General features: G+C 65.4%; 17 protein-coding genes. 8 read left to right on the plus strand and 9 right to left on the minus strand.

What is annotated here, in order from left to right; genetic code table 11:
- Positions 1-59 precede the first annotated feature (59 nt).
- The 3 genes from BIWAKO_RS08445 (at position 60) to BIWAKO_RS08455 (ending at position 3,127) form a co-directional block, all read left to right on the plus strand.
- Positions 60-1,001 carry an ABC transporter permease gene (locus BIWAKO_RS08445; RefSeq protein ID WP_069878298.1) on the plus strand — a complete coding sequence of 314 codons (942 nt, stop codon included), beginning with the start codon at positions 60-62 and terminating at the stop codon, positions 999-1,001.
- A 12-nt stretch (positions 1,002-1,013) separates the two neighbouring features.
- Entirely contained in the window at positions 1,014-1,904 is an 891-nt protein-coding gene (locus tag BIWAKO_RS08450; protein WP_069878300.1) for an ABC transporter permease, read from the plus strand.
- A 200-nt stretch (positions 1,905-2,104) separates the two neighbouring features.
- On the plus strand, positions 2,105-3,127 hold the full coding sequence (locus BIWAKO_RS08455) for a D-cysteine desulfhydrase family protein (RefSeq protein ID WP_069878302.1): 1,023 nt from the start codon (positions 2,105-2,107) through the stop codon (positions 3,125-3,127).
- Between the two features lie 28 nt (positions 3,128-3,155).
- Here BIWAKO_RS08455 and BIWAKO_RS08460 read toward each other — a convergent pair whose 3' ends face one another.
- A complete protein-coding gene (locus BIWAKO_RS08460) occupies positions 3,156-4,046 on the minus strand; it encodes an EamA family transporter (protein ID WP_069882283.1) in 891 nt (296 codons plus the stop codon).
- An 83-nt stretch (positions 4,047-4,129) separates the two neighbouring features.
- Between BIWAKO_RS08460 and BIWAKO_RS08465 the strand changes: the two genes are divergently transcribed.
- The 3 genes from BIWAKO_RS08465 to BIWAKO_RS08475 all read left to right on the plus strand — a co-directional run bounded on the left by BIWAKO_RS08465 (position 4,130) and on the right by BIWAKO_RS08475 (position 7,312).
- Positions 4,130-4,621 (plus strand): MarR family winged helix-turn-helix transcriptional regulator, encoded by a 492-nt coding sequence (locus BIWAKO_RS08465; RefSeq protein WP_069878304.1) that lies wholly within the window; start codon positions 4,130-4,132, stop codon positions 4,619-4,621.
- A 177-nt stretch (positions 4,622-4,798) separates the two neighbouring features.
- Positions 4,799-5,944 (plus strand): amidohydrolase, encoded by a 1,146-nt coding sequence (locus BIWAKO_RS08470; protein ID WP_069878307.1) that lies wholly within the window; start codon positions 4,799-4,801, stop codon positions 5,942-5,944.
- A gap of 111 nt (positions 5,945-6,055) precedes the next feature.
- On the plus strand, positions 6,056-7,312 hold the full coding sequence (locus BIWAKO_RS08475; protein WP_069878309.1) for an aminopeptidase: 1,257 nt from the start codon (positions 6,056-6,058) through the stop codon (positions 7,310-7,312).
- A 101-nt stretch (positions 7,313-7,413) separates the two neighbouring features.
- Here BIWAKO_RS08475 and BIWAKO_RS08480 read toward each other — a convergent pair whose 3' ends face one another.
- Entirely contained in the window at positions 7,414-9,576 is a 2,163-nt protein-coding gene (locus tag BIWAKO_RS08480; protein ID WP_069878311.1) for a methyl-accepting chemotaxis protein, read from the minus strand.
- A gap of 417 nt (positions 9,577-9,993) precedes the next feature.
- Between BIWAKO_RS08480 and BIWAKO_RS35285 the strand changes: the two genes are divergently transcribed.
- Positions 9,994-10,203 carry a hypothetical protein gene (locus tag BIWAKO_RS35285; RefSeq protein ID WP_141740025.1) on the plus strand — a complete coding sequence of 70 codons (210 nt, stop codon included), beginning with the start codon at positions 9,994-9,996 and terminating at the stop codon, positions 10,201-10,203.
- Positions 10,204-10,221: 18 nt separating this feature from the next.
- On the opposite strand, the gene BIWAKO_RS08490 is transcribed toward BIWAKO_RS35285, so the two are convergent.
- From BIWAKO_RS08490 to BIWAKO_RS08505, 4 genes are all read right to left on the minus strand, one after another.
- Positions 10,222-11,283 carry a class I SAM-dependent methyltransferase gene (locus BIWAKO_RS08490; protein WP_069882284.1) on the minus strand — a complete coding sequence of 354 codons (1,062 nt, stop codon included), beginning with the start codon at positions 11,281-11,283 and terminating at the stop codon, positions 10,222-10,224.
- A gap of 113 nt (positions 11,284-11,396) precedes the next feature.
- Positions 11,397-11,711: a hypothetical protein gene (locus BIWAKO_RS35895; RefSeq protein ID WP_176733284.1), complete on the minus strand. Its 315-nt coding sequence runs from the start codon at positions 11,709-11,711 to the stop codon at positions 11,397-11,399.
- 73 nt (positions 11,712-11,784) lie between these two features.
- Positions 11,785-14,070, minus strand: coding sequence for an NADP-dependent malic enzyme (locus tag BIWAKO_RS08500; protein ID WP_069878316.1), 2,286 nt, complete (start codon positions 14,068-14,070; stop codon positions 11,785-11,787).
- Between the two features lie 129 nt (positions 14,071-14,199).
- Positions 14,200-16,032 carry a methyl-accepting chemotaxis protein gene (locus BIWAKO_RS08505; protein ID WP_069878318.1) on the minus strand — a complete coding sequence of 611 codons (1,833 nt, stop codon included), beginning with the start codon at positions 16,030-16,032 and terminating at the stop codon, positions 14,200-14,202.
- A gap of 103 nt (positions 16,033-16,135) precedes the next feature.
- Here BIWAKO_RS08505 and mutS point away from each other — a divergent pair, with 103 nt between their 5' ends.
- Complete coding sequence (mutS, locus tag BIWAKO_RS08510) at positions 16,136-18,886, plus strand: DNA mismatch repair protein MutS (RefSeq protein WP_069878320.1); 2,751 nt, start codon at positions 16,136-16,138, stop codon at positions 18,884-18,886.
- On the opposite strand, the gene BIWAKO_RS08515 is transcribed toward mutS, so the two are convergent.
- The 3 genes from BIWAKO_RS08515 to BIWAKO_RS08525 form a co-directional block, all read right to left on the minus strand.
- Positions 18,883-19,746 carry a C40 family peptidase gene (locus BIWAKO_RS08515; protein ID WP_069878322.1) on the minus strand — a complete coding sequence of 288 codons (864 nt, stop codon included), beginning with the start codon at positions 19,744-19,746 and terminating at the stop codon, positions 18,883-18,885. The two genes, mutS and BIWAKO_RS08515, sit on opposite strands and share 4 nt — an antisense overlap.
- A 46-nt stretch (positions 19,747-19,792) precedes the next feature.
- Positions 19,793-20,146, minus strand: coding sequence for a MarR family transcriptional regulator (locus BIWAKO_RS08520; RefSeq protein ID WP_069878324.1), 354 nt, complete (start codon positions 20,144-20,146; stop codon positions 19,793-19,795).
- A 127-nt stretch (positions 20,147-20,273) separates the two neighbouring features.
- Positions 20,274-21,665 (minus strand): leucyl aminopeptidase family protein, encoded by a 1,392-nt coding sequence (locus BIWAKO_RS08525; RefSeq protein ID WP_069878327.1) that lies wholly within the window; start codon positions 21,663-21,665, stop codon positions 20,274-20,276.
- Between the last annotated feature and the right edge of the window lie 170 nt (positions 21,666-21,835).

Below are 21,835 nucleotides of genomic sequence, written 5' to 3' on the forward strand. Positions count from 1 at the left end.
GCGGCGCGACCGGCCTGCCGCTTCCAGCCTGCTTAGGTTGAAGGAGGACGATCGACCCCATGCTCAGTTACATCGCCCAACGGCTGGCCCAGACCCTGCTGGTGATGACGCTCGTCGGCATCTTCGTCTTCCTGCTGCTGCATTTCTCGGCCGGCGATCCTGCCGCAATCATCGCCGGCGATTACGCGACGCCTCAGCAGATCGTTGCCATCCGTCAGCGGCTCGGGCTCGACGATCCGCTGCTGATACAATTCTGGCGCTGGGCCGCACGCGTGCTGAGCGGAGATCTCGGGGTTTCGATCTTTTCGAACACACCGGTCAGCAGGCTGATCATCCAACGCTTGGAGCCGACGCTTTCGCTCGCGCTGCTGACCATGCTCTTCGCCGTGAGCATCGCGGTCAGTCTCGGTGTGATCGCGGCCTGGAGGGTCGGGAGCCTGGTCGACCGTGCCCTGATGGGATTTTCCGTTCTAGGCTTCTCAATGCCGGCCTTCGTCGTCGGCTACGGCCTGATCTACATCTTCGCGATCGAGCTGCGCTGGCTTCCCGTCCAGGGCTACAAGCCGCTCGCCGATGGCGTGGGGCCGTGGCTGCTCCACCTGATCCTGCCAACGGTCACGCTCGGTCTCGCCTATATCGCGCTGATCGCACGCATGACGCGCGCTTCGATGCTGGAGGTGCTTGAGGAAGACTATATCCGGACTGCCAAGGCCAAAGGTGTCACGACGAAGAAGATGCTGATGAAGCATGCGCTCAAGAACGCGGGCGTGCCGATCATCACAGTGATCGGGATAGGCGTCGCGCTTCTCATCGGCGGCGTCGTCATCACTGAGACGGTGTTCAACATTCCCGGCATCGGACGGCTCGTGGTCGATGCCATTTCGAAGCGCGACTACCCGATCATCCAGGGCGTGATCCTGCTGTTCTCCGGCATCTATGTCCTGGTCAATCTGCTCGTCGATCTTTCCTATTCGCTGATCGATCCCCGGATCCGGTACTGAGGGAGCGAAGCGATGAGCGTGATCACGGCCCATACCGCCCCTTCAGCCCTCAGCCCTGCGCCGCGCAGTCTCGGCGCCCGGTTCAGGCGCTTCGCCCGGCGCAACCCTACGATGCTGCTGGGCGGCGCCATCCTGATCTTCTTCGTCGCGATCGCGATCTTCGCGCCACTGCTCGCCGGCGACCCGATGCTTAAGGCGCCAACACGCCGGCTGCTGCCGCCATCCGCGCAGTTCTGGTTCGGCACCGACCATCTCGGCCAGGACGTCTTCGCCCGCACCGTCTACGGTGCACGCGTCTCACTGATTGTCGGTCTCAGCGTCGCGACGATCTCGATCAGCGCCGGGCTGCTGATCGGACTGATGGCCGGCTATTACCGCTGGATCGAGACCCCGGTCATGCGTCTGATGGACGGGCTAATGGCGATCCCGGCGATCTTGCTGGCTATCGCCCTGGTCGCTCTCAACCAGGGCAGTATCGGCATCGTCGTCGCCGCGATTGCCATTCCGGAACTGCCGCGCGTGGTCAGGCTGGTCCGCTCGATCGTCCTCAGCGTCCGCGAGCTCCCTTTTGTCGAGGCCGTCATTGCCTGCGGCGCACGCACGCCGCGGATTCTGGTGCTTCACATCATGCCGAGCACCATCGCGCCCCTGATCGTGCAGGCGACCTATATCTGCGCATCGGCAATCCTGGTCGAAGCGTCGCTGTCATTCCTCGGCGCCGGCGTGCCGCCGGAAACGCCGAGCTGGGGCAACATGATCGCGTCGAGCAGGCTCTATCTGGCGCGCGCGCCCTGGACGATCTTTTGTCCGGCGATCGCGCTGGCGTTGGTGGTGCTCGCGGTCAACCTGCTGGGCGACGGGCTGCGCGACAAGCTCGATCCGCGGATCTCGCGGAGGATGTGACTCCTCCCACCCGTCGGCCAGCCCGACGGGCAAGGGACGATTTCACAGCGGGACAGTCCAGCCATGGCGAGTGCGGCATGACGCTGGGCTCGGGAGCAAATTCGCATGGCGGTCCAGCAACGGCGCTGCTGCCTTTTCCGGCACGACCGCTATGGTGGGCTGCGGCGCCTCTGCGCCAGGCTCGGTGAGGAAGAAGCGACATGAACAAGCCCTGGTCACTGGCTGAACGGAGCCGGGCTCCCCTTGCGATCGTGCCGACGCCCCTCGAGGATCTGCCCCGCCTGACGCAGGAACTCCGACGTCATGGCCCCGGACCGACGATCCTGATCAAGCGCGACGATTGCACAGGTCTCGCAGGCGGCGGCAACAAGGCCCGCAAGCTCGAATATCTCGTCGGCGACGCGCTTCTCCAGGGGGCCGACACGCTGGTCACGCTCGGGGCCGTCCAATCCAATCACGCGCGGCAGACGGCCGCTGCCGCCGCCAGGAACGGCCTCGGCTGCGTTCTGCTCCTGACCGACAAGATCAGCGGCCGCGGCGCGAGCTACCGGACCAACGGCAACATCCTGCTCGACCGATTGCTCGGCGCCGATATCCACCTCCTAACCGCCGAGCAGGACGCCATGGAGGCGCTCGAACAGACGCTTGCTGCGCTGCGCGCGCAGGGCCGGCGGCCCTATTTCATCCCGATCGGCGGCTCCAATGCACTGGGCGGACTCGCCTATCATGACGCGCTCGTCGAACTCGCCGGGCAGGCCAAGGCCGCAGGCCGACAGATCGACCATATCGTGCTCGCGACCGGCAGCGGCGGCACCCATGCCGGCATCGTTGCAGGTGTGCAGACGCAGGGCCTCGCTTGCGCGGTCCACGGCATCAGCGTCTCGCGGCAGGCCGAAGAAGCCCGCGGTATCGTCGCTGGCCTTGCGCGCGACACGCTCGCGCTCGCCGGACCCCAGAATGTCGCCGATGTCCCGATCACGATCGACGCATCGCAGATCGGACCTGGATACGGCCAGCCGACGGCGGCGATGCTCGAGGCCGTGACAAGCGTTGCACGGCTGGAGGGCATCCTTCTCGATCCGGTCTATACCGGCAAGGCCATGGCCGGGCTGTTTTCGCTGGTTCGGCATGGTGCGTTCAGGCCCGACGAAACAGTGGTGTTCTGGCACACCGGCGGCCATCAGGGGCTGTTCGCCTACGAAGAGCTGTTCCAGGACGACTGACGGAACGCATGGCCCGAGGCGTGCCCTGTCATGCCTCCTGGTGTTTCCCCACCGTGGGAGCGCTGGCTGGCACAGCCTGCTGAGCGCGCTGGCTCAGCCAGACGCTGCCGAGGACGATCGCCATGCCGGCGATCTGGGCGGGGCTGAGCGATTGGCCCAGGACCGACCAGCCGAGGATGACCGCCGTCATCGGGCTGAGAAAGCCGAGTGGCGAAACCGTCGAGGGACCCAGTCGGGCAATGCCACGAAACCAGAGGATATAGGTCAGGGCAGCGCCGACCAACCCGAGATAGGCAAGGCCGAGGATGTTCGTGCCGGTCAGCGTCGGCGGCGCGGGTTCGAGCCAGAAGACCACCGGCAGCAACAGGGTTCCCCCAGCGGTCAGCTGCCAGGCGGTGAAGGTCAGTGGCGAGACCGGCGGCTGCCAGCGCCGGCTCAGGACCGTGCCCGCCGCCATCGACAGCGCACTGGCGAGACCAGCGGCGATGCCGAGCGGATCGAGCGCCGCCTGCGGCGTCAGAATCAGCAGCGCGACACCTGCCATGCCGGCGATGGCCGCGACGATGGCGAGCGGGCGGATGGCGGAACCGAGCAGCAGACGCGCGAGGAGCAGGACGACGAGCGGCTGGATCGCCCCTACGGTCGCCGCGACCCCGCCGGGCAGCCGATAGGCCGCGATGAACAGCATCCACCAGAACAGCGAGAAATTGAGCGCGCCGAGGAGGAGAACCCGTCCCCACCAGATTCCCTGCGGCAATTGCCGGACGGCGAGCAGCAGCAGGAGGCCGGCCGGGAGCGCACGCAGCATCGACACGGTCAGGGGGTAGCCCTGCGGCAGGAACTCCGTCGTCACCAGATAGGTGCTGCCCCAGATAGCTGGGGCGATCGCGGTCAGCAGCAAGTCGGCATTGCGGGCCATGATGGCGGTCTCACTCATTATCTCGACGTCAAGATAATGACAAATATCTTGACGTCAAGATATTCTGTCGCAACGATGGGGGCATGGACCATGTCGACGGAATTCTCGCGCAGTGGAACCGGGAAAGACCGGACCTCGACGTCACCCCGATGGGGTTGTTCGGCCGTCTGAAGCGGCTCTCGCAGCATCTCGGCCGTGAGATGGAGAAGACCTTCGCCGAGCATGGCCTCAACAGCGCTAGTTTCGACGTGCTGGCGACACTGCGACGGTCCGGCCCTCCCTATAGCCTGTCGCCGGGAGATCTGCTGGCGACGATGATGATCACCTCGGGCACGCTGACGAACCGCATCGACCAGCTGGAGAAGGCGGGCCTCGTCGAGCGCACCCATAACCCCGAGGATCGCCGCAGTTTCATCATTTCACTGACCGAGCGTGGATTTGCGATAATCGAGGCTGCTGTCACGGCACATGTCGCAACCCAGGCGCAGCTGAGTTCCATACTCTCCGCGGATGAGAACGCGGCCCTCAACGCACTGCTGGGCAAGTATCTGGCGGGTTTCGAAGGCAGCCGGTGAGGGCTTGCTTCGGGAGGCTGCCTCCGCAGTAAACTCATCGGTTTGGGGGCGTGGAATGAGCACAGCGCGCCCCCCGCAGGCAAGAATGGCGCTTGCCGCTCCACGCAAGCTGATAATTCTCTGGCCATACGAAGCCGGCATCAGCTCTGGTTCAGCCGGCGCTCAGGGGATAACGGAATGTTTCTCACCAACTCCGACATGGTCGAGCTTGTCGCTTGGCGGCAGCAGCTGCACCGCTCTCCCGAGATATCGGGCGAGGAACAGGAGACGGCGAAGGCAGTGGTTGCCTTCCTTGCCCCGAGCGAGCCGGACCGTATCGTGACCGGGCTCGGCGGCCACGGCGTCGCTGCGATTTATGAAGGGCGCGAGCCGGGGCCGACAGTGATGGTTCGCTGCGAACTGGACGCCCTGCCGATCGAGGAAATCTCGGAGAGCCCCCATCGCTCGCAGGTGCCCGGCAAATCCCATGCCTGCGGCCATGACGGGCACATGACCATGGTCGCCGCGCTCTCGCGCGGGCTCGGCCGCCAACGGCCGCAGCGCGGTCGTGCGGTGCTGCTGTTCCAGCCGGCAGAGGAGAACGGCGCAGGTGCCGCCGCCGTCATCGCCGATCCGAAATTCGCGGAAATCGCACCGGACTACGCCTTCTCGCTCCACAATAAACCCGGCCTGCCATTGGGCTACATCACGCTCTCCGAAGGCCCCGCAAACTGTGCCTCGCGCGGACTGCAGATCGTGCTGACCGGCAAGACCTCGCATGCCTCCATGCCGGAACACGGCATCTCGCCGGTTGCGGCGGTGGCCCGGCTGATGCCGGCATTGACGGCGCTCGGCCCCGGCGGTCCGCTCGATGCCGCCTATGCGCTCGTCACCGTGACCCACGCTGCGATCGGCGAAGCTGCCTTTGGGATCGCACCCGGCCGGGCCGAAATCTGGGCGACGCTGCGCACGCTGAACGATGCGCAAATGGGCGCGCTTTGCACACGGGCCGAAGCGCTGGTGCGCGAAACGGCTGAAGCATCGGGTCTTGGCGTCGAGCTGAGCTATCACGACGTCTTCCATCATTGCGAAAACGATGCCGAGGCGGTGGCGCTCCTGCGCAAGGCCTTCGATGACGAGAAGCTCCGGCACGGCGAGGGCTCGCCATCGCGCGGCTCCGAGGATTTCGGCCTGTTCGGCCGCCAGGCGAAATCGGCGATGTTCATCCTCGGCTCGGGCGAAACCTCGCCGCAGCTGCACAACCCGGATTTCGATTTTCCCGATGCCCTGATCGAGCCCGGTTCGCGCGCCTTCATGCGAACGCTGCGCAATTTGCTCGGCTAGCCCATTGCACCGGACCAAGCGGGCGATGTTCTTGTTGCCAAACCGCAAAGACGCCCTGATCGGCTGCATGATGCCGATCAGGGATTTGCCAAGCATGAGAGGCCGCATTCCATGACCACGCATCAGCCGAATATCCTGGCATCGATCGATCCGGCCAAGCTCGACAAGCTCGCCGAAGTCGCCGTCAAGGTCGGCCTGAATCTCCAGGCCGGGCAGGATCTGTTCCTGACCGCACCAGTCGCCGCCCTGCCGCTGGTGCGGCGGATCGCCGAGCATGCCTACAAGGCCGGCGCCGGGCTCGTGACGCCGATGCTGGCGGATGAGGAGGTAACGCTCTCACGCTATCGCCACGCCCCGGATGCAAGTTTCGACCGGGCGCCGGGCTGGCTCTATGAAGGCGTCGGCAAAGCCTTCGCCGCCAACACCGCGCGCCTCGCCATCGTGGGCGACAACCCGATGCTGCTCTCAGGGCAGGATCCGGCCAAGGTCGCGCGCGCCAACAAGGCCAATTCGATCGCCTATCAGCCCGCTCTCGAGAAGATCGCCGGCTTCGATATCAACTGGAACATCCTGGCCTATCCGACCGCGCCCTGGGCCCGCCAGGTCTTCCCGGACGAGGCAGAGGACATCGCAGTCGCCAAGTTGGCCGAGGCGATTTTCGCCGCCTCACGGGTTGACCGTGCCGACCCCATTTCGGCCTGGGCTGCGCATAATGCGACGCTCCGTAGCCGGACGCAGTGGCTGAACGGGCAGAACTTCCAGTCGCTGCACTTTTCCGGGCCCGGCACGGACCTGACGATCGGACTTGCCGAAGGCCATGAATGGCAGGGCGGCGCCTCCACGGCCAAAAACGGCGTGACCTGCAATGCCAACATCCCGACCGAAGAGGTCTTCACCACGCCGCATGCAAGGCGGGTTTCCGGCCATGTCGTCAGCACCAAGCCGCTCTCGCATCAGGGCACACTGATCGATGGCATCTCGGTGCGCTTTGAAGAAGGGCGCATCGTCGAGGCCAAGGCCACGCGTGGCGAGGAGGTGCTGAACAAGGTTCTCGACACCGACGAGGGTGCGCGTCGCCTCGGCGAAGTGGCGCTGGTGCCGCATTCCTCGCCGATCTCGCAGAGCGGCATCCTGTTCTACAATACGCTCTTCGACGAGAATGCCTCCTGCCATGTCGCGCTCGGACAGTGCTATTCGAAATGTTTCGTCGATGGCGCCCGGCTCACGCCCGAGCAGATTGCTGCGCAAGGTGGCAACAAGAGCTTCATCCATATCGACTGGATGATCGGCTCGAACCAAGTCGATATCGACGGTGTGCATGCCGATGGCAGCCGCGTCGCAGTCTTCCGCCAGGGCGAATGGGCCTGAGCGGCCTCGCACAGGCAACGTCTGTCCGCTGATACGAAAGGGCCACCGGGCAAACCCGGTGGCCCTTTCATTTGATGTGCGTCGTGCCCTTGAGCGACCGCTCAGAACTCTTCCCAGCCCGCATCAGACGCGCGGCCGTTGACGACCTTCTTGGCCGGCATGACGGGGCGCTTCGGCGCAGCCTTGGTCTGGGCGAAGGCAGCCTCGGCAAGCTGGCGCAGGCGCTCGGGCTCGGGACCTCCTGCATCGATCGCCTCGATGTCGGAAGCGCGCAACGCGGGCGGCGCGTAAGACGCCGCCCTGGTCGCAAGGCGCGCGGGGCGGGGTGCCATCTGGGTGACGGCCGCAGTCGCGATCGGGGCAGCCATCTGCCGTCCCTGCTCCGGTCCAGTCCGGAAGGCCGCAACGAGGTCGTTGAGCTGGCCGATCCGCGACGTCAGCGACGCGGCGGAGGCAGCACTCTGCTCGGCCAAAGCCGCGTTCTGCTGGGTCATTTCGTCCAGATGCGCGACAGCCTGGCTCATCTCGTCAATGCCATTGGCCTGTTCGCCCGACGCGGTCGAGATCTCGGCGATGGTGGCCGCAACCTTCTGCGACGCATCGAGGATTTCGGTCAGGGCCGCACCGGCCTGGCGCACGAGTTCGACGCCCTCGGTGACCTCTGCATTCGAGGAGGAGATCAGCCCGGAGATATCCTTGGCGGCGGCGCCTGAGCGCTGCGCCAGGGTACGCACTTCCGACGCAACGACCGCAAACCCCTTGCCGGCATCGCCCGCGCGCGCCGCCTCGACCGCCGCGTTGAGCGCGAGCAGATTGGTCTGGAAAGCGATATCGTCGATCACGCGGATAATGTCGGAGATCTTCTTCGAAGCGCTTTCGATGCGCGCCATGGCCTCGACGGCCCTGCCGGCAATCTCGCCGCCCGACTGTGCAGCGCGCATCGCGTCCTCGGCGATCGTCGCGGCCTGTTTCGAAGACTGGGCCGAAGCCTTGACCGAAGCAGCAAGTTCCTCCGTCGTCGCGGCGGTCTCCTCGAGCGAGGAAGCCTGCTCCTCGGTGCGCTTCGACAGGTCGTCGGCGCCCGTGTTGATCTCGCGGGACGCCAGACCGACATCGCCGGCGGTCACCTGGATCGTGCGCACGGTCGAGGACAGCCGATCGACTGTCTCGTTGATCGCACCCTTCAGATCGGCGAAGCGACCGCGATAGGTGGTATCGACCCGGTTCGTCAGGTCACCTGAGGCAACAGCCTGCAACACCTTCGCGAACTCGGTCGTGGCAGAATCAACCACCGCGTTGATCTCGTTGATGCCGCTGATCAGCTTCTGCATCTGTTCGTCAGCGCCATCGATGGCGAGCCGCGCCGAGAAGTCACCGGACGCAGCGGCCGCAACGACCTCGCCGACATCCGACACCACCGAGGCCATCGACTCGGCCTGACGCAGGCGACGCTCCGCACTTGCGCGTTCCTCCGCCTGCAGTGCGGCGACTTGCTCGGTGCTCTCACGCAGCACCGAGACGGCGCGGGCCATGGTGCCGATCTCGTCCTGACGGGCGACATGCGGCACATCGATCTTGGTATCGCCGGCGGTCAGGCGCTCCATGACAGCACTGAGGGCGAGGATCGGCGAGGTGATCGAGCGCTGCGCGAAGATCAATGCTGCACCGAGCGCACCCACCAGGGTCACGAGCAGCACCAGCGGCAGAACCAGCCTGGCCTGCTGGGTGAAGGCGGCCGCCTCGTCGCCGAGCGCGTTGCCAACATCCTCGTTGCGCTTGCTGAATGCGACCAGAAGATCGTTCACGGCCTTCCGGTTCGCCCGGTTCACATCGGTATTGCCCTGCGCATTGGCCGCAGCGGCCGATACCTGCCGCCCGATACGAACGGTTTCAGTCCGATAGGTAATAAAATCCGCGACCGCCTTCTCGATCTGAGAAACACGTTCCCGTTCGCTCGCCGGGGAGAGCACCTTCAGCCGTTCGACGAGCTGCCGCATCTGGGGGAAGCGATCTTCCATCCCCTTGCCGTATTGCTCGATCTCCTGCGCGTTCTTGGCCATGTAGATGCCGCGCGACTCCATCACGACACCCGTTACGTGCCCGTTGAGCCGCTCCGTCAGCAAGGCGATGTCGCCTTGGTTGCTCGCGCGTTCGTTCAGACTATCCGCCTTTGAGAGTGCATAGAAACTCAGCACTGCCGAAATGACCGCGGCCGCTGCAACAATGACCAGCATGGTCAGAATCTTGATACGGATGGACTTCATCGAACTGCGCCCCGACGCATTATCTTTTTTGTTATCAACGCGACACGCTCGCGCGTGTTTGCGGCCAAGAAGAAGGAGCCCTTGCACGCAAGGGCTGGCGGACAGGCTGCACGGCAGGGCCGTGCATTTCCCATCAAATCACCAAAATCTGTAAAGAACGCTTTAAGCAGAGTGCGCGGGATCATTTCCCGGGGAGCATTTCGGCGCGACTGCGGACTCTTGGACTAATCCCGAGCACGGCCTGGATACTTCAGCATCCTTGCAAATAGTTCAACGATGATTGAACTGTGTAGAGCGAGCGCGGCCACGGATTTCGGGCCGGAAGCTGTTCCCGCCACATTCCGCTTCGGCGTTAACGTCTTACTGACCCTGCGGAACGAAACTGACGGCACGATTCGCCGTCAGTTAGAGTTCCCAATGGGCCAGATCCTCCAGTTCCGCTTACCCGTACAGCCGCTCACCATGCCGGAACCGCTGGACATCGACCTTCTGACGGCTGTTGACGTCGCGCTACGCGACCTTGCCGAGATCACCCAGCACATCACCCTCCCCTCGGCACGGGACCAGGCGGAAGCCTGCCGCTTGATGCTGCAGGATGCCTATGACGCGGCAACGGCCACCGGCTGAACTCCGGCAGGGGCACCTTCAGGCCCGAACCTCGAAGACCATGTTGAACGGGGTCTCGGTCGCACGGCGGAAATGCGAGAATCCGGCATCGAGCACAACCTTGCGAAGGCGCATCTCGCCGGCCTGGGCGCCAAGCCCGAGGCCCACCTCCTGAGACAGGGAGGCCGGTGTGCAGATCAAAGTCGAGGCGCCATAATAGATCCGGCCTACCGGGTTGAGATTGTCCTTCAAGCTATCATGCGCAAAGGGTTCGACGATCATCCAGGTGCCGTTCGGGCCCAAGGTCTCCTTGACGTGCCTGCCCGCGCCGACGGGATCGCCCATGTCGTGCAGGCAGTCGAACATGGCGACGAGATCCCAGGACCGACCTGGAAAGTCCTTCGCGCTGGCCTGTGCAAAGGACACCCGCTCGGCGACACCGGCTTCCTCTGCCGCGGCGCGCGCGCGCTCTATCGAGGGCCCGTGATAGTCGAAGCCCGTAAAGGTGGACTTGGGATAGGCCAAGGCCATCAGAATGGTCGAAGCGCCATGGCCGCAGCCGACATCGGCAACGACGGCCCCCTCCTCCAGGCGCTCCTGCACACCGTCCAGTGCCGGAAGCCAGTCCGCCACAAGGTGGCTGTTGTACCCGGGCCGGAAGAATCGCTCGGTGCCGCGAAACAGGCAGTTGCTGTGCTCATGCCAGCCTAAGCCCTTGCCGGTCCGGAACGCTTCCGCGACCTTCGGTTCATCGATCCACATCGACTGGACGATTTCGAAGGCACCCGCGAAAAAGGCGGGACTGTCGTCCTCCGCGAAGACCATCGCCTGTTCCGCGGTCAGGCTGAAGCGGTCTTCGCCCTCGTCATAGGTCACGTAGCCGGCGGCCGCCTGCGCAGACAGCCACTCCCGCAAATAGCGCTCCTTCAAGCCGGTCCTTTGCGCGAGCATCTGCGGGCTGACGGGCTCTCCATCCGCCATCGCCTTGAAGAGCCCAAGTCTGTCCCCGAGCACAACAAGGGCGCCCGAAACGGAGGCGCCAACATCGCCCACGAGATTCCCGATCAGGGCGTCGAGCTTTTGCATATCGGGTTCACGCATCACGTCCTCCCGGTCGAGCGAACTCATCCGGCATCGACAGACGAGTCCCGTTCCAAGCTGGGTTGAGCAGAAGAAGAACCGAGAGCGCAGATTCCGCCCTATCCGTGGCAATTTCAGGACTGGCCCAGCCTTCGGGCTGCGCCGGCGCCCGGCTCGAACCCGATCTGGAACAGTGCGTTGCCCCACCGAAAATCCTTCAAAAGGATGGAGCCATGCCGCACGGCAACAAATCCGCCGACGCCGACAAGCAAAGGCGCGAGGCCGGGCGCACTCATGAGAGCGGCGGCGGCAACAAGACATGTTCGGGCCGGGGCACACCAACTGCGAGCGCTGCACCAAAGGCCGGCCGCCGAATACTTGGCCCCGGGCAGGAAGACCGCCGAGACCCGCAGGAAGAAGGCGTCCTGAACACCTGCCGTCATCGCCAAGAGGCGGCGACGCAATCCAGCACCGGAGAGGCGCTGGATTGCCGTGATACCGTCGCAATGACGGCCAGCGCGCTCAGCCGCCGATATTGAAGGCGGCGAGCGCCGCCATGTTGACGATGTCGGAATCCTTGGCGCCGAGCGGCACGATCTGCACCGGCTTGTCGAGACCGACGATCAGCGGACCGATCACGGTCGAGCCTCCGAGTTCCTGCAGCATCTTGGTCGAGATCGACGCCGAGTGGAACGCCGGCATGACAAGCACATTGGCCGGTGCGGTCAGGCGACAGAACGGGTACTGGCTCATCACGTCGCGATTGAGCGCGACATCGGCCGCCATCTCGCCGTCATATTCGAAATCGACGCGCTGCCCATCGAGGATCTTGACGGCCTCGCGCACCTTCTCGGAGCGCTCGCCCGCCGGATGGCCGAAGGTCGAAAAAGCGAGCATTGCAACCTTCGGCTCATAGCCGAGACGGCGCGCCACGCCTGCTGCCTCGATGGCGATTTCGGACAGTTCCTGCGCCGAAGGCATCTCCGTGATCGCCGTGTCGGCGACAAGCACCGTGCGGCCGCGAGAGATCACGACGGAGACGCCGATCAGCCGGTGCCCCGGCTTGTCGTCGATGACACGCCGGACCTCCTCCAGGGCGATCGAGTAGTTGCGGGTGACGCCCGTCACCATCGCGTCGGCATCACCGAGCGCCACCATCGCAGCGGCGAAATGGTTGCGGTCCTGGTTGATCAGGCGCTGGCAGTCGCGGAACAGGTAGCCGTGCCGCTGCAGGCGCTCATAGACATACTGGGCATAGGCGGTGTTTCGATGCGAGAGCCGCGCGTTCTGGATTTCGATGCCCTTGGCTTCAAGATCGACGCCGAGGAAGGTCGCGGTTTCGCTGATCCGGTCCTCGCGGCCGACGAGAATGGCGTGGCCCAGTCCTTGATTGACGAAGGAGGTCGCGGCGCGAATGACCTGCTCCTCCTCGCCCTCGGCGAAGACGACGCGCTTGGGGTAGCGGCGAACCCGCTCGAAGATGCGGTTCAGCGTGCCCGCGACCGGATCGCGCCGCGCCGAGAGCTGCGCCTTGTAGGCGCCGGTATCGACAATCGGTTTGCCGGCAACGCCTGTTTCCATCGCGGCCTTGGCGACAGCCATCGGCACGACATGGATCAGACGCGGGTCGAACGGGACCGGGATGATATAGTCCTTGCCGTAGCGCGGGCGCGCACCCTGATAGGCGGCGGCCACCTCGTCCGGCACATCCTCGCGTGCGAGCGAGGCGAGAGCCTCGGCAGCAGCGATTTTCATCTCCATGTTGATCGTGGTGGCGCGGACATCGAGCGCGCCACGGAAGATGAAGGGGAAGCCGAGGACGTTGTTGACCTGGTTCGGATAATCCGAGCGCCCCGTCGCCATGATGGCGTCGTCACGCACCGCCGCGACCTCCTCCGGCGTGATCTCCGGGTCGGGATTGGCCATCGCGAAGATGATCGGGTTCGGAGCCATGGAGCGAACCATGTCCGGCGTCACTGCACCCTTCTGGCTGAGGCCGAAGAAGGCGTCGGCGCCCTCCATCGCCTGGGCGAGCGTGCGCCGGTCGGTGATGGCGGCATGGGCCGACTTCCACTGGTTCATGCCTTCGGTGCGGCCCTGATAGATCACGCCCTTGGTATCGCAGAGGATGACATTGTCGGGCTTGAAGCCCATTGCCTTGAGCAACTCGGTGCAGGCGATGGCGGCAGCGCCCGCGCCGTTGACGACGAGCCTGGTTGTCTTGACGTCGCGGCCCGTCAGATCGAGCGCGTTGATCAGGCCGGCGGCCGCGATGATCGCAGTCCCGTGCTGATCGTCATGAAAGACCGGAATATCCATCAATTCGCGCAGGCGCTCTTCAATGATGAAGCATTCCGGCGCCTTGATATCCTCGAGATTGATGCCGCCGAAAGACGGCCCGAGATAGCGCACCGCATTGATGAAGGCGTCGGCGTCTTCAGTGTCGACCTCGAGATCGATCGAGTCGACGTCAGCGAAGCGCTTGAACAGCACCGACTTGCCTTCCATCACCGGCTTGGAGGCGAGCGCGCCGAGATTGCCGAGACCGAGGATCGCCGTTCCGTTGGTGATCACCGCCACGAGATTCGAACGGGTGGTGTAGTCATAGGCTCGCGACGGATCTTCTGCGATCGCCAGCACCGGCACCGCAACGCCCGGCGAATAGGCCAGCGAGAGGTCTCGCTGGGTCGCCATCGGCTTGGTCGGCACGATCTCGAGCTTGCCCGGCCGCCCCTGCGAGTGGAACAGCAACGCCTCCTGATCGGTGAAGGTCGGGCGGGCGCGTTTGGTCGGCGGGCTATCGTTCATGCGACTGTTCTTTTTGTGAGCGTTTCCTGAAGGGTATCGACATTAGGTCAGCCGGCAGCCGCTCCACAAGGCGCGATTGCGGATCAGGGCTGATGACGATGACGCACGAATGACGGACGGTCGCCGGCTTCAGAGCCTGCCGCGGACGCTGCGGACGAAATCACCGACATAGCGATCGAGCGCAACCGTCTGTTCGCTGACCTGGCGCGCAGCCTCCACCACCTGAATGGCACTCTCGCCGGTCATCCGGGCCTCGCCGCCGACGCTGCCGACGCTTTCGCTGACGGCGTTGGTGCTGCCGGCGACAAGCACCGCGTCCGAGGCGATGCCGGAGACAATCCCGGCCTGCCGGCCGACGACCTCGGCAATGGCGCTGGAGGTCTGCTCGATCGCGCTCATCGTGCCTTCGATCCGCGCGATCGCGTCCGAAGCGGTGGAGGCAGCGGAGCGGATATCCTGCAGCGTATCGGCAATGTCGCGTGTCGCCTTCTGCGTTTGTTCCGCCAGGTTCTTCACCTCCCCGGCAACGACGGCAAACCCGCGCCCTGCCGCCCCGGCACGCGCTGCCTCGATCGTGGCATTGAGCGCGAGCAGATTGGTGCGGGAGGCGATGTCCTCGATGAAGGCGAGCACGGAGCTGACCTTGTCGGCAGCCTCGGTGAGACCGGCAACATCGCGGCGCGTGGAGCGGACATAGCTTGCCGCCTCGCGCGCGGTGTCGTCGGCGTGCAAGGTCTGGCGCGTCAGCTCGCGGATCGAGGCATCGATCTCCTCGGCGGCGACCGCGACGCTGCCGACGCGCTGGGAGGCGTTCTCGGCCTGGCGCGTCACATCGACAGCGCGCAGTGCCGTGCTATTGGCGTTCTCGGCCATCTGGCTCGCAGCCTGGTGCATATCGCGCACCGAAGCGCCAACCTGTCGCAAGGCCTGCCCCACGGTGACCTCGAGGTCACCGGCAAGTTCGGTCAAGGCTGCCTTGCGCTGTTCCTCCAGGGTCTGCTGGCGCGCTTCGAGGGTCTTCTCGTCGGTGATGTCGAGCAAGATGCCGTCCCAGACGACAGATCCGTCCGCCATCTTGCGTCGCGTCGATTCGCTGCGCAGCCAGACGATTGATCCGCCAGCGCCGCGGTAGCGAGCCTCGAAACGCCAGAGCGTGGCGGCCCCTTCCGGCGCCGCCCGCAGCTGCTCGAAGCGCTCCCGATCCTCGGGCAGCATCCTGCCGAGCCAGATCTCGGGGTCGCGCTCGACCTCTTCCCTGGCAATGCCAAGCGACTTGTCGATGGAGAAGGAGGCAAACCGATAGGTCGTCCCCCCCTCGGGATGGAGGATACGTTGATAGAGCGTCCCCGGCGCCCGCTGGATCAATGTCCGTAGCCTGTAGGAATTCTCGCGCCGCTCACGATCATTATTGATGACCAGACCAACGAGCATCGTGCCCGCAGCGCTGACAGCAATCATGGCCGGCACGGCCTCGCGGAGAAACCGCTCGGCGACAACCCAGCTCGGCATGAAGGCCACCGAGGCGAGCAGACAGCCGGCCCCGACAAGGCTCAGCGCCGCAAGATCGCGGAACGTCAGCGGTCGCCTGCGCCGACCCAGCCAGGTGGCGTAGGCGACACCGGCAAGGGCGTGCAGGACGATTCCCGCTACCCCGGTCGGCATGCCGGCCCCGCCATTGGCGTAGCGAATGGCCGAAAGCGAAACAGCCGTCACAGCGGCGGCCAAGGGCCCTCCAACCGGGCCGGCCAGAATGGCGAAGACATTGCGGGAATCAATGGCGATGCCGGGCTGGAGAATAAAGGGATGCGCCATGCTGAGCAGACCGCCGAGCGAAAACAGGGCTCCGACGCAGCATTGGCGCAGCCAGGGCCGCCCCTCGATCAACGGGGCCGCAATGGTCAGGATCAACGCCGCAAGCAGCAGGAACGAAAGGCTTTCGACGAGACTGACCAGAAGCAGCATGAACGGGCCTTGGGGCGGAATGATGAAATGACCGTGCTTTCAATTGTTGAAAGTCTCGCTAACAGATGGCGGCGCGCGTGGTTTTTGATAGCGTCCGCCGGCCATGCGCCGCGACATTCCAGAATCCCCGAGCCTTCCCGAAGCAGCGAGTTCCGTCCCGAAGGCTGCGGCCGCGGTCGACGCCGGCCGCGTCACGCCGATGATGGCGCAATATGTCGAGATCAAAGCCGCCAATCCCGATTGCCTGCTGTTTTACCGGATGGGCGATTTCTACGAGCTGTTCTTCCGGGACGCCGAGATCGCCTCGCGCACACTCGGCATCGTGCTGACCAAGCGCGGCAAGCATCTCGGCGAGGACATCCCGATGTGCGGTGTGCCGGTCGACCGCGCCGATGACTATCTCCAGCGCCTGATCGCCGCCGGACACCGCGTCGCCGTCTGCGAGCAGACCGAAGACCCCGCTGAAGCCAAGAAGCGCGGCGGCAAATCCGTGGTCCAGCGTGACGTCGTGCGACTGGTGACGCCCGGCACCATCACCGAAGAGCGATTGCTGGAACCCGGCCGCGCCAGCCTTCTGGTCGCGGTTGCACGCCGCAAGCTCAGCGATTCGAGCGCTCTCTACGGCCTCGCGTCGGTCGACATCTCGACAGGACGTTTCTCGGTCATGGAGGCCCCTCCGGAGCGGCTTGCCGTCGAGTTCGCCCGGCTTGAGCCCCGCGAGATCGTTTGCCCGGAGGCGATCCACGACGACCCCGAGCTGAAGGAATTCTGGCGCGAACTCACGGTGCCGGTGACCCCACTGGCTCGCGAGGGCCTCGATGCGGCTTCGGCCGAGCGCCGACTCAAGGAATTCTTCGGCGTAGCCACTCTGGATGCATTCGGTGCCTTCAGCCGCGCCGAGATTGCAGCCGCAGGCGCAGCGCTGGCCTATGTCGAGCGGACTCAGTTCGGCGCGCGCCCACCCCTGTCGCCACCCGTACGCGATTCCGGCAGCGCGACCATGCTGATCGACGCTGCGACACGCGCCAATCTCGAGCTGACACGCACGCTTTCGGGCGAACGAACCGGCAGCCTTCTCTCCAGCATCGACCGGACGGTGACCCCCGGCGGAGCGCGGCTGCTGGCGGAGCGGCTTGCCGGACCGTTGACCGAGCCGGCAGCGATCGCCACGCGGCACGACGCCGTCGAGGCGCTGCTGAACGATGCGCCCCTGCGCGAGAGCCTGCGCCGAGAGCTCGACCACGTGCCGGACATCGCCCGCGCCCTCGCCCGGCTCTCGCTCGATCGCGGCGGTCCGCGCGACCTGGCGGCGCTGGGCGCAGGCCTGAGTGCGGCACGGGCGATCGCGCAGTCGCTCGCCGACCATGATACTCTGCCGGAAGCCCTGACGCAGGCCGCCCGAACGCTGGCCGCGACCGACCCGACCCTGCCCGCCCGGTTGACCGAGGCGCTGGCCGACGATCTGCCGCTCAACCGCCGCGACGGACGCTTCGTGCGCGACGGCTATGACCCGGCACTCGACGAACTCAGGCTGCTCCAGGTCGATTCGCGAAAGGTCATTGCCCAACTCCAGGCGCGCTATGCGGCCGAGACCGGCTGCCGCACCCTGCGGATCAAGCATAATTCGATGCTCGGCTATTTCGTCGAGGTGCCGCAGGCCGCCGGCGAGGACTTCCTGAGGGAGCCCTGGCGCGCCACCTTCGTCCACCGTCAGACCATGTCGGACGCGATGCGCTTCTCCTCGGTCGAGCTCGGCGAGCTCGAATCGAAGATCGCCTCCGCCGCCGACCGCGCACTGAAGCTCGAACTCTCGGTCTTCGCCTCGCTCAATGCCGCCGTTCTCGACGAAGCCGAGCCTGTGAAGGCGGGAGCGCTCGCGCTCGCCGAGATCGATGTTGCCGCTGCCCTTGCGGCACTCGCGGCCAACGAAAACTGGACGAGGCCGCTCGTCGATGACGGCGCCGACTTCACCATCAAGGGCGGGCGCCACCCGGTTGTCGAAGCCGCACTGAAGCGCGACGGAAAACCCTTCGTCGCCAATGACAGCGAGCTCTCGGCGCTTGGCGCAGCCGACACCGGCGGACGCATCTGCCTCATCACCGGCCCGAACATGGCGGGTAAATCGACTTTCCTGCGGCAAAACGCACTGATCGCCGTACTGGCGCAGATGGGCTCCTATGTGCCCGCCGCCAGCGCCCATATCGGCATTGTCGACCGGCTGTTCTCACGCGTCGGCGCCGCCGACGATCTCGCCAGGGGTCGCTCGACCTTCATGGTCGAAATGGTCGAGACCGCCGCGATCCTGAATCAGGCCGGGCCGCGCGCGCTCGTCATTCTCGACGAGATCGGCCGCGGCACGGCGACCTTCGACGGCCTGTCGATCGCCTGGGCGGCCATCGAAAACCTGCACGAGATCAATCGCTGCCGGTCGTTGTTCGCGACGCATTATCACGAGCTGACAGCGCTTGGAGACCGGCTGGCCCGCGTCACCAACGCCACTGTGCGCGTGACAGAGTGGAATGGCGAGGTCGTCTTTCTACACGAGGTCGTGCCCGGTGCCGCCGACCGCTCCTATGGCATCCAGGTCGCCAAGCTTGCCGGCCTGCCGCCGGCCGTGGTCGAGCGGGCCCGCGCCATTCTCGGAGAGCTGGAGAAGACGGAGCGCGAGAAGCCTGTCGCCTCGCTGGTCGATGATCTGCCGCTCTTTGCGGCGCCGGCCCGGCGACCTGCACCAGTTGCGGCGGCCGAACCTGGCCCGGATGTATTGCGCGAAGCGCTCGCCGCGCTCGATCTCGACGAGATGACGCCACGCGCTGCGCTTGACGCCCTCTATCGGCTGAAAGCGCTGGATTAGGCGCCAGCAATCCGCCGGATGCTGGTGATGGCGCCGAAGCTTTTGTCCAGGATCCGGTCGCGAGCGGTGCGCAACGGCTCGCGATGGACCGTCATCGTATAGCCGTTGGCGTGCAGCAGCGTCTCGGCATCGGTCATGATGCCGACATGCCCCTTCCAGAAAACGAGGTCCCCGCGCTTCAGGCCGAGGAGGCTCTCGTCGAAAGCGATTGGCTCGCCTATCGCCGCTTCCAGCATGTCGGAATCACGCGGCGAAGCGATCCTGGCCGCGGCCAGAGCCAACTGAGTGAGGCCGGAGCAATCGAGACCGAGGCTTGTCTTACCGCCCCAGAGATAGGGGACATGCTCGAAGCGCTCGGCAACGGCGACGAAATCGGCTTCGCCCTCGCTGAGTTCCGCGAGATGCGTGCGCCAGACATGGCCGCCATCGGCGAGTACAAGAAAATTGCCGCTCTCGCCGGCAATGGTCAGGCCGGCGCCCAGCGATAGCGCGGCAAGCGGCGGCAGTTTGATCGAGGCTCCGGGATAGACGAAGGTCCGCAGCGCACGAACACGGTGCGTCGGCGCGGGCATATCGGCGCGCAGCGCATCGTCCGGCAAATAGCCGACATAGCCGTCGGCGCCGAGCTGGCCCCAGGCCCAGCCCTCATGCTGCTCATAGACCTGTACGACCTCGCCCGCGAGTGCCTCGGTATCGAGAGGGGCATCGGGGCGCGGCTCGCGCCGAACCGGTGCGGAAGGGGCAACGACGCGCATGGTGACGGGATCGGCGAAGGCGCGGGCCTCGACCTGGCCCATCAGGTGCCGGGCGGCGAGGTCGGAACGGGCTGGGGTCAGGCGGCGGTCGAGAATCGTGTTCATGGGGGCACCATAGCCGGAGCCTGCTATAGCGCGAAGATGCCTTTGCTCAGCCCGGCCCGAGATCGCGCGCCCGTTGCACCACCAGATCGGCAAGCCGTTCGACAGCCAGCGCCCCGGCCACGGTCCGCTGGATCACGACATTGCGCCGGTCGAACTCGTCGCGCCTGCGCGTGACGAGGCCGAGCTTGCCCATCGTGTCGAGTGCGCGGGTGATCACGGGCTTGGTGACGCCGAGCTGCTGAGCAAGCCCGCGCACGGTATGCGGCGGCAGCTCGAGATAGATCGTCAACAGGATCGCGGTCTGGCGGGCCGAGAGGTCCGCCTGACCGTCATGCACCAGATCGAGATGCACCTGCCGCCAGAGCCTGAGCGCCTGCGAAGGCCTGATCTCCAACGCCATGACTGATACGAACCCCGATCGTTACGGGTCCGTATCATTATCGCGCCAACCTGCGGCTGCAATCGCTCTCGTCGAACAGACTTAACCGCCGACTATCAAGGGCATGCCGCGCGGAGATCGCCGGGCTTCATCCCTGGACCTTCGGATAGAGCTGCTTGACCAATGCATAGGTCAGACGCGCGGCCTGGCATTCGCCGCCCTCGGGGCGGCCGGGCTTCGACGACGGGTTCCAGGCATAGATATCGAAATGCGCGTAGGACTGTGTCTTCTCGACGAAACGATGGAGGAAGAGCGCAGCCGTGACGGAGCCGGCAAACGAGCCCCCGGAGACGTGGTTGACGTCGGCGATCTTGGAGTCGAGCAGCCCGTCATAGGGCGGCCAGAGCGGCATGCGCCAGACCGGGTCGTTTACCACCTGCCCCAGCCGGGAGATTTCGACCGCGAGCCCTTCGTCATGGGTGTAGAAGGGTGGCAACTCGGGACCGAGCGCAACGCGGGCGGCACCGGTCAGCGTCGCATAGTCGATCAACAGCTCCGGGACTTCCTCATCCGCCAAGGCCAATGCATCGGCCAGGATGAGCCGGCCCTCGGCGTCGGTATTGCCGATTTCGACCGTCAGCCCCTTGCGGCTCCGGAGCACATCGCCCGGGCGGAACGATGCCCCGGAAACGGCATTCTCGACGGCAGGCACAAGGAGGCGCAGCCGTACCGGAAGTTTCGCCTGCATGATCATGCGCGCAGCGGCAGCCGCGGCCGCGGCGCCGCCCATGTCCTTCTTCATCAGCAGCATGCCGGCATCTGTCTTGAGGTTGAGCCCGCCCGTATCGAACGCCACACCCTTGCCGACGAGTGTCACCTTGGGATCGGCCGGATTGCCCCAGACAAGGTCGATCAGGCGCGGAGCGCGCGGCGACGCCCGGCCAACCGCATGGATCATCGGGAAGTTGCGCTCGAGCAGATCGTCCCCGACCTGGCTGGTGACGCTCGCACCAAAATCCTGCCCGAGCTGACGGATCGCAGCCTCGATCTCAGCGGGCCCCATGTCGCTTGCCGGCGTATTGACGAGATCGCGGGCAAAGGCGACCGCCTCGGCGAGCGCGCTCAGCTCCACACCATCCACACCCTTGGGCAATACCAACCGGGCGCGGACCGGCTGCGGCTTGCGGTAGCGCTCGAAACGATAGGACTGGAGCAGCCAACCGAGCGCCGCAAGGCCGAAATCATCGATCTCGCCCTCCAGACGATAATCGCCCTCCGGCAGTACCGCGGCGAGCCGGCCGGGAGCAAATGGATCGCGGCGGCGCGCCGATGCTCCCTCGACACCAAGGAGCACAGCGCTGACAGCGCCCAGCCCATCCGGCAGCACGACATGCTGTCCGGGACGCGCGGCGAAGCCATGGGCCTTCGCAAAGCGCGCGGCCTCGGGCGCGAGGTGCTCGATGAGTGCCGGCCAGCCCGCCTTCGAGACGAGATGAACCGGGACGGCGGACGGCGCAGAGGCAAGGAGCAGGCTGTGCACGGCTGAAGGAACCTGTTCGAAGGAGTGAGCGGCGAAGCCAGTTAAGGAAGCATTAGGGTTAACGTTTTACCACCAGAACGACCAGTTCTCTCTCGTGGCAAGGCACTCTGGCCCATGTCCCGCTGCTTCTCCGCAGTTTTGTATCCTTCGTCTGCGGCCTCCCGCGGCCG

The organism is Bosea sp. BIWAKO-01, from assembly GCF_001748145.1.
Taxonomy (GTDB): Bacteria; Pseudomonadota; Alphaproteobacteria; order Rhizobiales; family Beijerinckiaceae; genus Allobosea.

Excerpts from the sequence above, each read along its gene's own strand:
- BIWAKO_RS35285 (WP_141740025.1), top strand. The coding sequence starts at position 9,994 with ATGGGCCAGATCCTCCAGTTCCGCTTACCCGTACAGCCGCTCACCATG.
- BIWAKO_RS08520 (WP_069878324.1), bottom strand. The coding sequence starts at position 20,146 with ATGGCGTTGGAGATCAGGCCTTCGCAGGCGCTCAGGCTCTGGCGGCAG.
- BIWAKO_RS08455 (WP_069878302.1), top strand. The coding sequence starts at position 2,105 with ATGAACAAGCCCTGGTCACTGGCTGAACGGAGCCGGGCTCCCCTTGCG.
- BIWAKO_RS08445 (WP_069878298.1), top strand. The coding sequence starts at position 60 with ATGCTCAGTTACATCGCCCAACGGCTGGCCCAGACCCTGCTGGTGATG.
- BIWAKO_RS08450 (WP_069878300.1), top strand. The coding sequence starts at position 1,014 with ATGAGCGTGATCACGGCCCATACCGCCCCTTCAGCCCTCAGCCCTGCG.
- BIWAKO_RS08460 (WP_069882283.1), bottom strand. The coding sequence starts at position 4,046 with ATGGCCCGCAATGCCGACTTGCTGCTGACCGCGATCGCCCCAGCTATC.
- BIWAKO_RS08500 (WP_069878316.1), bottom strand. The coding sequence starts at position 14,070 with ATGAACGATAGCCCGCCGACCAAACGCGCCCGCCCGACCTTCACCGAT.
- mutS (WP_069878320.1), top strand. The coding sequence starts at position 16,136 with ATGCGCCGCGACATTCCAGAATCCCCGAGCCTTCCCGAAGCAGCGAGT.
- BIWAKO_RS08490 (WP_069882284.1), bottom strand. The coding sequence starts at position 11,283 with ATGCGTGAACCCGATATGCAAAAGCTCGACGCCCTGATCGGGAATCTC.
- BIWAKO_RS08505 (WP_069878318.1), bottom strand. The coding sequence starts at position 16,032 with ATGCTGCTTCTGGTCAGTCTCGTCGAAAGCCTTTCGTTCCTGCTGCTT.
- BIWAKO_RS08475 (WP_069878309.1), top strand. The coding sequence starts at position 6,056 with ATGACCACGCATCAGCCGAATATCCTGGCATCGATCGATCCGGCCAAG.
- BIWAKO_RS08470 (WP_069878307.1), top strand. The coding sequence starts at position 4,799 with ATGTTTCTCACCAACTCCGACATGGTCGAGCTTGTCGCTTGGCGGCAG.
- BIWAKO_RS08515 (WP_069878322.1), bottom strand. The coding sequence starts at position 19,746 with ATGAACACGATTCTCGACCGCCGCCTGACCCCAGCCCGTTCCGACCTC.
- BIWAKO_RS08465 (WP_069878304.1), top strand. The coding sequence starts at position 4,130 with ATGGACCATGTCGACGGAATTCTCGCGCAGTGGAACCGGGAAAGACCG.
- BIWAKO_RS08480 (WP_069878311.1), bottom strand. The coding sequence starts at position 9,576 with ATGAAGTCCATCCGTATCAAGATTCTGACCATGCTGGTCATTGTTGCA.